Genomic DNA, 13,019 nt, shown 5'->3' on the forward strand with positions numbered 1-13,019 from the left:
CGCGGCCATGACGGTACGCGTGGACATGGGAACGGACGAACGCGGTGCGTCCGTCCCGATCGATCTGGAAGAATTGCTGGCGACCCGCCTGCTGGTGCAGGGCAATTCGGGTTCGGGCAAGTCGCATCTGCTGCGCCGCCTGCTCGAAAAATCGGCGGGGCAGGTGCAGCAGGTGGTGATCGATCCGGAAGGGGATTTCGTCACCCTGTCCAAGGCCTATGGCCATGTCGTGATCGAAGCGGGCGATTATGCCGAGCGCGAGGTGGCGAAGTTCGGCAGCCGTATCCGCGAGCACCGCGCGTCCGTCGTGCTGAGCCTGGAGGGGCTGGAGATCGAGGGGCAGATGCGCTGCGCCGCCGCCTTCCTGAACGCGCTGTTCGATGCGCCGCGCGAGCATTGGTACCCCGCGCTGGTCGTGGTGGACGAGGCGCAGTTGTTTGCGCCCACCACCGGCGGCGAGGTGACGGAGGAGGTGCGCCGGGCCTCGCTGTCGGCGATGACCAACCTGATGTGCCGCGGGCGCAAGCGCGGGCTGGCCGGCGTGATCGCGACGCAGCGATTGGCGAAACTGGCCAAGAACGTCGCGGCGGAGGCGTCCAACTTCCTGATGGGACGCACCTTCCTCGACATCGACATGGCGCGCGCCGCCGACCTGCTGGGCATGGAGCGGCGGCAGGCGGATGCGATTCGTGATCTGGCGCGCGGCACCTTCCTGGCGCTGGGCCCGGCGGTGTCGCGGCGGCCGATCACGGTGAAGATCGGTGCGGTGGAAACCTCGGCACGTTCGGGCAGTCCCAAGCTGACGCCCCTGCCCGATGCGCCGCCACCCGATTTGCAGGACCTGTTGTTCGCCCCCGTGGAGGAGGCGCCGCAACTGCCGATGACCTTTGACCCGCGTCCGCGGCGGGTGCCGGCCGACGAGTTGATGGCCGATCTGGGCCGTCCGCCCTTGCCCACCACCGCCGCACCGGCGGTGCCCGACATGAGCGGCGAGGAGGTGGAGGCGATCTATGCCGCGGTGCTGCGCGCGATCGTCGAGGATGCCGAATCGACCTTCCGTCCGGCGTCCGTGCTGTTCCAGGATTTCCAGGTGCGGTGCCGCATGGCGGGACTGGCGCGCCCGCCGCTGGATTTGAACGGGTTCGCGCGGCGCCTGTCCTGCGCGCGCGCCGGCATTTTCGATGTGAGCGACCCCGACTGGCAGGATGCGCTGGCGCTGGCGAGTGCGCTACCCGACGATATGCTGGGCGCGTTCCTGCTGGTGGCGCGCGCGGCGCGGGCGGGGGAGCCGTGTCCGCCCGATACGCAGATCGCGCAGACCTATGGCACCAGTTCGCTGGGTCGGGTGCGGCGCCTGATCGGCTATATCGAGAGCCGCGACCTGTTCGTGTGCCGTACCGACCTGACCGGCAAGCGGTCGATCACGATCCCGCGGCTCGGGTGGACGACGCAGGCGGCGGAGGCGGCCTGATAGCGGGGGCGTGAACTTCCCTCTCCCCGCCGGGGAGAGGGAGGGACCCGTCGGCAAAGCCGATGGGAGGGTGAGGGGCAGCCAAGCAGTGCTGCACTGCTGGTCTGCCCCTCACCCAACCCTCTCCCAAAAAGGGGAGAGGGCTAGAAGGAATCAAAGCATCCCGAGCGCCTGCATATAGACCTCCAGGATGGCCTCTTCCTCCTGATATTCCTCGCGCTTCTTCTTGCGGATCGACATGATCTTCTTGATCGCCTTCGGGTCGTAGCCGCGGGCCTTGGCCTCGCCGAACACGTCCTTGATATCGTCGGCGATGCCCTTCTTCTCTTCTTCCAGCCGCTCGGCGCGCTCGATCAGCAGCCGCAGCTCGTCTGCCGCAACCTGGCCCGAGCCTTCGAATTCCGCGTCCGCCATGGTGATTCGCTTTCCCTTTGATGCCGCGGCCCTCGCCCGCGCGGACGGGGCGGCGTTGAAGATTCCCGATGTCGGGTGCGGCGGCGCGTCTAGGCGTTTTGTGCGCGCCGCTCAACTGTCGTCAGTGCGCGTTCCTTGCGACGCTTTCCTTCATGCGGGCAAGCTGTTCCGGCGATGCGTCGGCCTGATGCTCGGCCTTCCACCGGTCATAGGGCATGCCGTAGATCGTCTCGCGCGCGGCGTCCTTGTCCAGCCCGCCGGCCTCGCCCACCCAGTCGGACAGGCAGTTGCGGCAGAAGCCGGCCAGACCCATCAGGTCGACATTCTGCGCATCGGTGCGGTGGCGCAGGTGGCGCACCAGCCGGCGGAAGGCCGCGGCGGCGGCGGCGTCGTCCAGCGTGTCGAGACGGTCCATTTTACAAGCTCCAAGGTTGATCGGCGCGTAATAGAGGTTAGAGCCGTGCGGGCAAAGTTCGCAGGATAAGCGCTACATGACCAAGGCCCTCGCCCCCCGATCCCGCAAAGTCCGCGTGCTGGCCACGCTGGGACCCGCCAGCAGCGATCCCGAAATGATCGCCACGCTGTTCCAGGCGGGCGCGGACGCGTTCCGGATCAACATGAGCCATGGCGACCAGGCGTCCAAGGTGCCGCTCATCCAGGCGATCCGCGGCATGGAGGCGCGGTTCAACCGGCCGACCACGATCCTGGCCGATCTTCAGGGTCCCAAGCTGCGCGTCGGCAAGTTCGAGGGCGGGCGCACCGTGCTGGAGACGGGCAGCACCTTTGTGCTCGACCGCGACCCGACGCCGGGCGACGCGACGCGTGTCGAACTGCCGCACAAGGAGATCTTTGCCGCGATCGAGCCGGGTGCGCGCCTGTTGCTGGACGATGGCAAGCTGGTGCTGCGCGTCGCGGACCATGATGCGGATCGCATCGTCACCCTGGTCGAGGTCGGCGGCGCGCTGTCGAACAACAAGGGGCTGAACGTGCCCGACGTGGTGCTGCCGATGGCGGCGCTGACGCCCAAGGATCGCTCCGACCTGGCGTTCGCGGTGGAGCAGGGGGTCGACTGGATCGCCCTGTCCTTTGTGCAGCGGCCCGAGGACCTGATGGAGGCGCGCGGGCTGATCAAGGGCAAGGCGGCGCTCCTTGCCAAGATCGAGAAGCCGGCGGCGATCGACCGGCTGGACGAGATCGTCGAGCAGTGCGACGGCGTGATGGTGGCACGCGGCGACCTGGGCGTCGAATTGCCGCCGCAGGCGGTGCCGCCGCTGCAGAAGCGCATCGTGGAGGTGGCGCGCCGCATGGGGCGCCCGGTGGTGGTCGCCACGCAAATGCTGGAATCGATGATCCAGAGCCCGTCGCCGACCCGCGCGGAAGTGTCGGACGTCGCCACCGCCATCTATGACGGTGCCGATGCGATCATGCTGTCCGCTGAATCGGCGGCGGGTTCGTGGCCGGTCGAATCGGTTGCGATGATGAACGCGATCGGCGTGTCGGTCGAAGGCGACCCGGCGCATGGCGACCGCGTGCACTTCACCGTGATGAAGCCCGACCCCACCACTGCGGACGCGATGGCGGAAGCGGCCAAGAGCATCGCGCGCACCACCTCGGCCAAGGCGATCATCTGCTTCACCACCAGCGGATCGACCGCACGCCGCGTGGCGCGCGAGCGGCCGCCGGTGCCGATCCTGGTGCTGACCCCGCAGGCGGAGACGGCACGGCGGCTCGGCCTGTTGTGGGGCTGTCATGCGGTGCACACCCGCGACGTCGAATCGTTCGAGGAAATGGTCGCCAAGTCGAAGCGCATGGCGCTGCGTCACGGCATCGCCGCTGCGGGCGATCAGGTCATCATCATGGCTGGCGTACCGTTCCGCACGCCGGGGTCGACCAACGTGCTGCACGTCACCCGGCTGACCGGCGACGAACTGGAGAAGTACGGCGAGGATCGCGCGGAAGCCTGAAGCTCAGCCGCCGATCTTCGACCCCAGCAGGCCGGCGCCGATCGCGACCGCGACGCCGGCCAGCACGATCGCGACGATCATCACCAGCCCGTCGCGGACCATCAATGCCAGGCCGAAGGTGGCGATCGCCGCCATCGGCGCGGTGGTCGCCAGCGGCAGCAATTCCAGCGGCGGCACCGTACAGGCGAGCAGGATGCACGCCACCGCCGCGACCCGCACGAACGGCCCTTTGGTGAGTGCCGGCAGGCGACCATGGAACCAGCGGTCCGCCCAGCCGGCGGGCTTGCGCGCCTTTTTCGTGGTTTTCCGGACCGTCTCGGCCTTGACGGAGCGGTTGCGCAGGAAGCCGGGTAGCCAGAGATGCTTGCGCCCCAGCACCATCTGCACCGCGGTCAACAGGATCACGCAGGCGAGGACGGTCGGCAGGCCGGGGATCGACCCGACCGGTGATATGTCGACCAGCGCGGGCAACAGCAGGAAGGGGCCATAGGACCGGTTGCCGAAAGCCTCGATCACGTCGCCGAGCGAAACCCGGTCCTGCTTGTCCGCAAGTTCATCCAGGGCGTCGAGAATATCGCCGATGCTGTGGGGATCACTGGCCATGGGGGCGGAACGGGATGACTAGTGGCGCGGTTCCACTCGACAGCGCCCCCGCTCGCCCGCTACGGAACGAAAGGTGACCGACACCGACCGCCTTTTGTCCGCGAGCCGCCGTCCCGAGGATGTCGACGCCGCGCTGCGCCCCAAGCATCTCGACGAATTCGTCGGCCAGCAGGCCGCGCGCGACAATCTGCGCGTCTTCATCCAGGCGGCCCGGTCGCGGGGCGACGCGCTGGACCATGTGCTGTTCTTCGGTCCGCCGGGGCTGGGCAAGACGACGCTGGCGCAGATCATCGCACGCGAGATGGGGGTGGGCTTTCGCGCCACCTCCGGCCCGGTGATCGCCAAGTCGGGCGATCTGGCGGCGCTGCTCACCAATCTGGAAGACGGCGACGTGCTGTTCATCGACGAGATCCACCGGCTCCAGCCCGCGGTGGAGGAGGTGCTGTATCCGGCGATGGAGGACCGCGCGCTGGACCTGATGATCGGCGAGGGGCCGTCGGCCCGTTCGGTCCGCATCGACCTGCCGCGCTTCACGCTGGTCGGCGCCACCACGCGGCAGGGATTGCTGACCACGCCGCTGCGTGACCGGTTCGGCATTCCGGTGCGACTGCAATTCTATACGGTCGAGGAACTGACCCGCGTGGTGACGCGCGCGGCGCGGCTGCTCGACCTGGCCATTGCGGAGGACGGCGCGACCGAAGTCGCGCGCCGGTCGCGGGGCACGCCGCGCATCGCCGGCCGGCTGCTGCGCCGGGTGCGCGACTTCGCGACGGTGGCGGGGCATGACGTGGTCGATGCCCGCGCCGCCGATCAGGCGCTGAACCGGCTGGAGGTCGATGCGCTGGGGCTGGACGCGATGGATCGCCGCTATCTGATGATGATCGCCGACGTCTATCGCGGCGGCCCGGTCGGCGTGGAGACGCTGGCGGCTGGCCTGAGCGAACCGCGCGACACGATCGAGGAAGTGATCGAGCCCTATCTGATCCAGCTCGGCCTGGTCGCGCGCACCGCGCGCGGGCGCGTGCTGAATGCCGGGGGATGGAAGCATCTGGGCCTCAATCCGCCGGTCGGCAGCCAGGACGGCCTGTTCGACCTGGGCGGATAATCGGGACAGGCACTCCAGCTTCGTGCCCTGCGTCATAATGTTGCATGGCACCCAAGGCAGTGATCTGTTAGCCCTTGGCCCATGCCCCTATCGGCCGCTGCCTCCGCCCGCGAAATCCTGGTCCGCCTGCACGACGTGATGGCGTCGCGGGCGCCCGCGCAATCCAAGCTGAACCAAGTCGTCCAGATCATCGGTGAGGCGATCGGGAGCGAGGTGTGTTCGATCTACCTGCTGCGCGAGGGCGTGCTGGAGCTGTTCGCGACGCGCGGGCTGGCGCAGGAGGCGGTGCACGTCACCAAGCTGGCGATGGGGGAAGGGCTGGTCGGCACGATCGCCGAAGATGTCGAGGTGCTGAACCTGGACGAAGCCGCCAGCCACCCCGATTTCGCCTACAAGCCAGAGACGGGCGAGGACCGTTTCCACAGTTTCGCCGGCGTGCCGATCATCCGGCGCGAGCGGGCGGTGGGCGTGCTGGCGGTGCAGCACAGCGAGCCGCGCCGGTATCAGGATGTCGAGATCGAAGCGTTGCAGACGGTGGCGATGGTGCTGTCCGAGCTGATCTCCAATGCCGGGCTGATCGACGAGGGCGGGCAGGGCGCCGGGCGTCCGCAGAGCACCGCGTCGCAGCGGCTGATGGGCCAGAAGCTGGTCGACGGCATGGGTTCGGGCTTTGCCGTCTTCCACCAGCCGCGCATCACCATCGAGCATACCGTGGCCGAGGACACCGATGCCGAGCGGCACCGCGTCTATGCCGCGTTCGACAAGATGCGCGAACAGATCGACCGCATGGCGCGCGAGGCCGAGTTCGGTGTCGGCGGCGAGCATGAGGAGGTGATCGATACCTACAAGATGTTCGCGTACGACGAGGGGTGGGCGCGACGGATCAACGAGGCGATCGACAGCGGTCTGACCGCGGAGGCGGCGATCGAGCGGGTGCAGCAGCGCACCCGCCAGCGCATGCGCCAGATCGACGATCCGCTGCTCGCCGACCGGATGCACGATCTGGAGGACCTGTCGAACCGGCTGCTGCGCATCGTGTCGGGTCAGATGGGGACGGCGGCGCAACTGGGTCTGCGCCAGGACACGATCCTGATCGCGCGCAACCTGGGGCCGGCCGAGCTGCTGGAATATGACAAGCGCCGCCTGAAGGGCGTGGTGCTGGAGGAAGGATCGCTGACCGCGCACGTCATCATCGTCGCGCGCGCGATGGGCGTGCCGGTGCTGGGCCGGGTGCGCGACACCCGCCGGCTGATCGCCGAGGGCGACCGGCTGCTGCTCGACACGATCGAGAACAACGTCTTCGTCCGGCCCTCCGCGGCGATGGAGGAAGCGTTCGATGCCAAGCTGACGCTCCGTCAGAAGCGCCGCGCCGCCTATGCCGCGCTGCGCGACGTGGCGCCGGAGACGAAAGACGGCCACCGGGTGACGGTGATGGTCAATGCCGGCCTGCGCGACGATGCCGCGGCGCTGGACATCACCGGTGCGGACGGGATCGGCCTGTTCCGGACCGAATTCCAGTTTCTCGTCTCCGCCTCGCTGCCGCAGCGCGAGCGGCAACAGCGGCTGTACCGCGAAGTGCTGGAAGCGGCGGGCGAGCGCCCGGTGGTGTTCCGCACGATCGATATCGGCGGCGACAAGGCGCTGCCCTATCTCAACATCGAGGCGGGCGACGAGGAGAATCCGGCGATGGGCTGGCGCGCGCTGCGCCTCGCGCTGGAACGCGACGGCCTGATGAAGGCGCAGGCGCGTGCGCTGCTGGAGGCGGCGGGCGGGCGCACGCTGAACGTGATGTTCCCGATGGTGTCCGAGGCATGGGAGTTCGACGAGGCACGCGCGCTGTTCGAGGCGCAGCGGTTGTTCCTGTCGGGACGCGGCAAGCGGATGCCGAACGAGATACGCTATGGCGCGATGCTGGAGGTGCCGGCGCTGGCCGAGCAGCTGGACCTGATCCTGCCGCAGGTCGATTTCCTGTCGATCGGCACCAACGACCTGACCCAGTTCCTGTTCGCCGCCGACCGTGCGAACCCCAAGCTGGCGGAACGGTATGACTGGCTGTCGCCCTCCATCCTGCGCTTCCTGCGCCGGGTGGTGGAGCCGGCCCGTGCAGCCGGCGTGCCGGTCGCGGTATGCGGCGAGATGGGCGGACGGCCGCTGGAGGCGATGGCGCTGATCGGGGTCGGCATCGACCGGCTGTCGATCACCCCGGCGGCGGTCGGGCCGGTCAAGGCGATGGTTCGCTCGCTCGACCGCACCGCTATTGCCGCCGAGATGGACCGGCTGCTGGCGCATCCGCCGCGCGACATGCGCGGGGTGCTTGGTGCCTGGGCTGCGACGAACGGCGTGGAATTGGCCTGATGCCAGGGCAGAGGGCGCGTTGACAGGCTTACAACCCTTTGGGAAAGACGGGGGTGACCGGCAGGGTGGGCCGCGGTCGCTTCGGAGTTGAGAATGGACGAGGTCAATCCGGGCCATGACGCCGCGCCCGCGGCACCCGCGCGCGCCGGAGACGTTCTGCGCGCCGCCCGCGAGGCGCAAGGGCTGTCCCTCGCGGATGTCGGCGCACGTACCCGCATTCCCAACCGCCATCTGGCGGCGATCGAGGCATCGGATTACCAGAGCCTGCCATCGGCCACCTATGCGATGGGCTTTGCCAAGGCCTATGCCCGCGCGGTCGGCGCGGACGAGGTGGCGATCGCCCATTCGGTGCGTGCCGAGGTGGACCGGATCGGCCGCCGCCAGAGCGACTATGTACCCCACGACATCGCCGACCCGGCCCGCGTGCCGCCGCGCGGCCTGGCGATCCTCGGCGTCGGCGTGGCGCTCGCGGTCCTCGTGCTGGTGGCGCTGTGGTTCGGCACCGAGCTGTTCCACAACCGCACCGCGACGGCGCCGGAGGCACCCGAAATCGCCGCGCCGACCCCGGCCGCCGCACCCAGGACGGTGACGCAGCCGGTGCCGGCCGTCACGACCGGGCAGGTGACGCTGGTCGCCAATGACGAGGTGTGGCTGCGCGTCTATGACGCCAACAACGAGACGCTGTTCCTGCGCACGATGAAGGCGGGCGAACGGTTCGACGTGCCGACCACCGCGCGCGAGCCCAAGATCAACGTCGGTCGCCCCGACAAGCTGACCATCATGCTGAACGGTAAGGCGACGCCGCCGCTGGGCGACGGATCGCGCCCGATCAAGGATGTGCGGGTCGATGCCGCCGCCGTCGGCGCACGGCTGGCCGGGACGCCGATCCCGGCCGCGGCTCCGGCGCCCGCCGCCGAGCCGGCGCCGCCGAGGCCACTGAACGCGGCGGCCATCCCGGAATAGCGTGCGCCGGCAACCGCTTTAAGGCTGGCGACAGCTTGGGCGTTGCAGTTATGGTCGATGTTCATGAAAATCCTGCTTGCACCGGGGGGTGTGATCGATGCGTAACCTGTTGATGACCGGCGTTGCCGCCGCGCTGTTCCTGCCCACGGCGGTATCCGCGCAAGGCGTGGAGGGCCGTGTGACCAAGCTGGAAAGCGAAATGCGCGCTGTCCAGCGCAAGGTGTTCCCGAACGGGGCGGGCCAGTATCTGCAACCCGACATCACCGCGTCGCAGGCGCCGCAGACGGCCGCCGGCGTGCCCGCGACCAGCGCGGTCGCCGATCTTTCGTCGCGCGTGACCTCGCTGGAAGAGCAGCTGGCGTCGCTGACTGGGCAGATCGAGCAGAACGGCTTTCGCGTGCGCCAGCTTCAGGAACAGTTCGAGGCGTATAAGCGCGCCACGGACAATCGCCTGAAGCTGGTAGAGGGCGGGCCGGCACCGATCGCGCCGGCGGGCGAAAGCGCGCCGCTGGAGGGCGCTGCGGTGTCGCCGCCGCCGGCCCGCGCGGCCGGCGGCAGCACGAGCGCCAAGCCGGCTGCGGCTGCGGCTGCGGCTGCGACCGCGGCGCCCGCTGCGGTGGCGGGGGTGGAGAAGCCCTCGACCGGCGACGCGGCAGAGGACGAGTATCTTTACGGATACCGCCTGTGGAGCGCGAAGAAATATCCGGAGGCCGAAGCGCAGCTGAAAAAGGTCGTCGCGACCTATCCGAAGAGCAAGCGCGCCAGCTATGCGCAGAACCTGCTTGGCCGGTCCTATCTTGATGCGGGTAAACCCAGCCTCGCCTCCATGGCCTTTTACGAGAATTACAAGAAATTTCCCGATGGCGAGCGGGCGCCCGACAGCCTGCTGTATCTGGGGCAGGCGCTGACCAAGCTGAACAAGCCGGCGGATGCGTGCAAGGTCTATGACGAGCTGTCGGACGTATACGGCGCCAAGCTGTCGGCGGCGATGAAGGGGCAGGTCGAGGCGGGACGTTCGGCGGCCAAATGTAAGTAGGGCGGAAATGCCCTCTCCCCTTTGGGGGGGGCGCTGCCGCAAGGCAGGGGGAAAGGTGAGGGGTTGCCAAGCAGTGCAGCACTGTTGGTCTGCCCCTCACCCTCCCACCGCTTGCGCGGCGGGCCCCTCCCTCTCCCCGGCGGGGAGAGGGATTAGAGCGCCCATGCTTGTTCTGGCGGTGCCAAGCTGCGCTGTCTGAGGACCCATCACTCTCCCCGCGGCCGTGCCGCGAGGCCCCTCCAGCATCAGGTCGTCCATGCCCCCGGCATGGACTAACCAGCACAAGGCGCTGTCTACCTGATGCCCCTCCGCTGGGGAGGGGGCGTGAGTTACGCCGCCAGTTCCATGGTCTCGCCGGTGGCGGCACCCAGCAGGCGTTTTTCCAGCGTCTTGAGGCGCGCGGGTGCGACGATGCGGTCGCCGGTCAGGTCGGTGAGGTAGAATACGTCCACCGCGCGCTCGCCATAGGTGGCGACGTGCGCGGAATGGATCGTGACCTTGGACTGGAACAGCGCATGGGCCAGCCGGTTGAGCAGCGCCGGCCGGTCGCGGGCATGGACCTCCACCACGGTGAAGCGGTTCGACGCGCGATTGTCGATCAGGACATTGGGTTGCAGGTCGAACGCCTCGGCGCGGGGGCGGGGAGCGGGCTTGGCGACCAGCCGGTCGGCCAGCTTGCCGCGATTGGCCAGCGCATCCTCGATCGCGCGGTTCAGGCGGGCCAGTTGCCCCGGATCGTCGAAGGGGCGGCCCAGCGGATCCTGCACCAGGAAATTGTCGATCGCCATGCCGTCGCGCGTCGTATGGATGCGCGCATCGATGACGTTGCCGCCCGCGACGTGGATTGCGCCGGCGATGCGGTAGAACAGGCCAGGATGGTCGGCGGCGTAGATCGACACCAGGGTCGCGCCGCGATCGGGATCGACCGCGGCCTCGATCGACAGCTGCGCGTCGCCGGCCTTGGCCATCTGCCGCGCGTTGATCGCCAGCACGTCGTCGGGCTCGGCGATCCAATAGGCCTCGGGCAGGCGCCGGACATGGCCGTGGAAATTTTCCTGCGTCCAGCCGAGCGCGTCGGCCAGCCGCGCCTGCTTGGCGGCGATGCGCTCGCCGCGCCCGCGCTGCTTGTGACCGAGGCGCAGTACCTCCTCGGCGGCCTCGTACAGGTCGGACAGCAATTGCCGCTTCCAGCTGTTCCAGGTGCCGGGGCCTACGGCGCGGATGTCGACCACGGTCAGCACGAGCAGCAGGCGTAGCCGCTCCGGGCTTTGCACGGTTTCGCAAAAGTCGAGGATCGTCTTGAAGTCCGACAGGTCCCGCTTGAACGCGGTGGCGGACATCAGCAGGTGCCAGCGAACCAGCCAGGCGACCGTCTCCGTCTCAGCCGCGCTCAGCCCCAGGCGCGGGCACAGCCGCTGGGCGACCCCTGCACCCAGGATCGAATGGTCGCCGCCGCGCCCCTTGGCGATGTCGTGGAGCAGCACCGCGACGAACAGCACGCGGCGCGACAGGATCTGTTCGGCCACCGTGCTGGCGAGCGGATGATCCTCGCGCAGCCGGCCGCGCTCGATCCGCGACAACAGGCCGATGGCGCGGATCGTGTGCTCGTCCACCGTATAATGATGGTACATGTCGAACTGCATCTGCGCGACGACGCGGCCGAAATCGGGCACGAAGCGGCCGAACACCCCCGCCTCGTTCATCCAGCGCAGCACCAGTTCGGGATCGCGCGGGGACGTCAGCACGTCGAGGAACAGCGCATTGGCGCGGGGGTCGTTGCGGATCTCGTCGGCCAGCTTGGCGTCGCGCGCGGCGGCGCGCATCGCCAGCGGATGCACCTCCAGTTCGTAACGGTCGGCAAGCTGGAAGACCTCGATCAGGCGCACCGGGTCCTCGGCGAAGAAGCCGTCATGCGGCAGGGCGAGCCGGCCGCGGTCGAGGACGAAGCCGTTCAGGCGGCGGGGGCGGCGGCGGATGGTGGGAAGGCCGAAGCGGTGGCCGCGCGCCGCGAACCGCTCGTCCAGATGCGCCAGGAAGACGCCGGTCAGCGCGCCCACCGTCTTGGCCTGCAGGAAGTAGAATTGCATGAAGCGCTCGACGCGCGGCTTACCGGGGCGATCGGCATAGCGCATCCGCTCGGCGATCTGGCGCTGCACGTCGAAGGTCAGCCGGTCCTCGGCGCGGCCGGTGATGTCGTGCAGGTGGCAGCGCACCGCCCACAGGAAATTGTCGGCACGGTGGAACTGGCGATATTCCTGCCGCGTGAACAGCCCGGCATCGACCAGATCGGTCGCGCGCTGCACGTCATGGACGTATTTGCCGATCCAGAACAGCGCATGGAGGTCGCGCAGGCCGCCCTTGCCCTCCTTCACATTGGGTTCGACCACGTAGCGCGTGTCGCCCATCTTGCGGTGGCGCGCATCGCGCTCGGCCAGCTTGTCGGCGATGAACTGGCGGTGGGTGTCCTTCTGGATCTCCGCCTTGAAGCGGCGGCAGGCCTCTTCGTACAGCCCCGCGTCGCCGCAGATCAGCCGTGATTCGAGCAGGGCGGTGCGAACCGTGATGTCGCTGCGCGCCTGGCGGATCATCTCGTCCACCGAGCGGCTGGAATGGCCGACCTTCAGCCCCAGGTCCCAGAGCGAATAGAGCATCGATTCGATGACCTGCTCGGCATGCGGGGTCTGCTTCCACGGGGTGAGGAAGCCGATATCCACGTCCGAGTGCGGCGCCATCTCGCCCCGGCCATAGCCGCCGACCGCGATCAGGGTCAGCCGTTCGGCGGCGGTGGGGTTGTGGAGCGGATAAAGACCCTGCGTCGTCGCATCGAACAGCACGCGCAAGATCTGGTCGACCAGATAGGCCTGCCCAGCCGCCGCCTCCAGCCCGCGCGACGGATAGGCGATCAGGCGCCGCGACACCTCCGCCCGCCCAGCCTCCAGCGCCTCCTTCAGCACCGGCGTCATCCGCTTGCGCCCCTCGGCCCCGTGCAGGGGCCCCAGCGCGGCAATCCGGTCGGCCAGCGCCCGGCGATCGACGATGGCGCGGCGGTGGGACAGTGTTTCGAAGCGGCTCGACATGGATCAGGCCATAGCCGCTTGGCGCGAACAA

The 13,019-nt window shown here is 68.7% G+C and carries 10 protein-coding genes; 6 read left to right on the forward strand and 4 right to left on the reverse strand.

Going from position 1 to position 13,019, the window contains the following annotated elements:
- Nucleotides 1-7: 7 nt before the first annotated feature.
- Nucleotides 8-1,471 (forward strand): helicase HerA domain-containing protein, encoded by a 1,464-nt coding sequence (locus tag GQR91_RS07875; RefSeq protein WP_112382039.1) that lies wholly within the window; start codon nucleotides 8-10, stop codon nucleotides 1,469-1,471.
- A gap of 153 nt (nucleotides 1,472-1,624) precedes the next feature.
- Here GQR91_RS07875 and GQR91_RS07880 read toward each other — a convergent pair whose 3' ends face one another.
- Together GQR91_RS07880 and GQR91_RS07885 are read right to left on the reverse strand one after the other, a co-directional pair.
- Nucleotides 1,625-1,885: a DUF2312 domain-containing protein gene (locus GQR91_RS07880; protein ID WP_112382040.1), complete on the reverse strand. Its 261-nt coding sequence runs from the start codon at nucleotides 1,883-1,885 to the stop codon at nucleotides 1,625-1,627.
- A 121-nt stretch (nucleotides 1,886-2,006) separates the two neighbouring features.
- Complete coding sequence (locus tag GQR91_RS07885; protein ID WP_112382041.1) at nucleotides 2,007-2,300, reverse strand: DUF1244 domain-containing protein; 294 nt, start codon at nucleotides 2,298-2,300, stop codon at nucleotides 2,007-2,009.
- A 76-nt stretch (nucleotides 2,301-2,376) separates the two neighbouring features.
- On the opposite strand from GQR91_RS07885, the gene pyk reads away from it, so the two are divergent.
- Entirely contained in the window at nucleotides 2,377-3,849 is a 1,473-nt protein-coding gene (gene pyk, locus GQR91_RS07890; protein ID WP_149682180.1) for a pyruvate kinase, read from the forward strand.
- A gap of 3 nt (nucleotides 3,850-3,852) precedes the next feature.
- On the opposite strand, the gene GQR91_RS07895 is transcribed toward pyk, so the two are convergent.
- The gene (locus tag GQR91_RS07895) at nucleotides 3,853-4,452 is read right to left on the reverse strand and encodes an exopolysaccharide biosynthesis protein (protein WP_149682179.1); all 600 of its coding nucleotides are present in this window, start codon (nucleotides 4,450-4,452) and stop codon (nucleotides 3,853-3,855) included.
- A gap of 73 nt (nucleotides 4,453-4,525) precedes the next feature.
- On the opposite strand from GQR91_RS07895, the gene ruvB reads away from it, so the two are divergent.
- The 4 genes from ruvB (at nucleotide 4,526) to GQR91_RS07915 (ending at nucleotide 9,911) form a co-directional block, all read left to right on the forward strand.
- Nucleotides 4,526-5,557: a Holliday junction branch migration DNA helicase RuvB gene (gene ruvB / locus GQR91_RS07900; RefSeq protein ID WP_149682178.1), complete on the forward strand. Its 1,032-nt coding sequence runs from the start codon at nucleotides 4,526-4,528 to the stop codon at nucleotides 5,555-5,557.
- Nucleotides 5,558-5,638: 81 nt separating this feature from the next.
- Nucleotides 5,639-7,912, forward strand: a complete 2,274-nt coding sequence (gene ptsP / locus GQR91_RS07905; protein ID WP_149682177.1) for a phosphoenolpyruvate--protein phosphotransferase — start codon at nucleotides 5,639-5,641, stop codon at nucleotides 7,910-7,912.
- A 93-nt stretch (nucleotides 7,913-8,005) separates the two neighbouring features.
- Entirely contained in the window at nucleotides 8,006-8,875 is an 870-nt protein-coding gene (locus GQR91_RS07910) for a helix-turn-helix domain-containing protein (RefSeq protein ID WP_149682176.1), read from the forward strand.
- Nucleotides 8,876-8,972: 97 nt separating this feature from the next.
- The gene (locus GQR91_RS07915) at nucleotides 8,973-9,911 is read left to right on the forward strand and encodes a tetratricopeptide repeat protein (RefSeq protein WP_149682175.1); all 939 of its coding nucleotides are present in this window, start codon (nucleotides 8,973-8,975) and stop codon (nucleotides 9,909-9,911) included.
- A gap of 329 nt (nucleotides 9,912-10,240) precedes the next feature.
- Here GQR91_RS07915 and GQR91_RS07920 read toward each other — a convergent pair whose 3' ends face one another.
- Nucleotides 10,241-12,988, reverse strand: coding sequence for a [protein-PII] uridylyltransferase (locus GQR91_RS07920; RefSeq protein ID WP_149682174.1), 2,748 nt, complete (start codon nucleotides 12,986-12,988; stop codon nucleotides 10,241-10,243).
- Nucleotides 12,989-13,019: the final 31 nt, after the last annotated feature.

Source organism: Sphingomonas carotinifaciens, assembly GCF_009789535.1.
GTDB classification, from domain to species: Bacteria; Pseudomonadota; Alphaproteobacteria; order Sphingomonadales; family Sphingomonadaceae; genus Sphingomonas; species Sphingomonas carotinifaciens.

What these genes read in the sequence shown, in the direction of transcription:
- GQR91_RS07875 (WP_112382039.1), top strand. Translation starts at nt 8, where the DNA reads ATGACGGTACGCGTGGACATGGGAACGGACGAACGCGGTGCGTCCGTC.
- GQR91_RS07880 (WP_112382040.1), bottom strand. Translation starts at nt 1,885, where the DNA reads ATGGCGGACGCGGAATTCGAAGGCTCGGGCCAGGTTGCGGCAGACGAG.
- GQR91_RS07885 (WP_112382041.1), bottom strand. Translation starts at nt 2,300, where the DNA reads ATGGACCGTCTCGACACGCTGGACGACGCCGCCGCCGCCGCGGCCTTC.
- pyk (WP_149682180.1), top strand. Translation starts at nt 2,377, where the DNA reads ATGACCAAGGCCCTCGCCCCCCGATCCCGCAAAGTCCGCGTGCTGGCC.
- GQR91_RS07895 (WP_149682179.1), bottom strand. Translation starts at nt 4,452, where the DNA reads ATGGCCAGTGATCCCCACAGCATCGGCGATATTCTCGACGCCCTGGAT.
- ptsP (WP_149682177.1), top strand. Translation starts at nt 5,639, where the DNA reads ATGCCCCTATCGGCCGCTGCCTCCGCCCGCGAAATCCTGGTCCGCCTG.
- GQR91_RS07910 (WP_149682176.1), top strand. Translation starts at nt 8,006, where the DNA reads ATGGACGAGGTCAATCCGGGCCATGACGCCGCGCCCGCGGCACCCGCG.
- GQR91_RS07915 (WP_149682175.1), top strand. Translation starts at nt 8,973, where the DNA reads ATGCGTAACCTGTTGATGACCGGCGTTGCCGCCGCGCTGTTCCTGCCC.
- GQR91_RS07920 (WP_149682174.1), bottom strand. Translation starts at nt 12,988, where the DNA reads ATGTCGAGCCGCTTCGAAACACTGTCCCACCGCCGCGCCATCGTCGAT.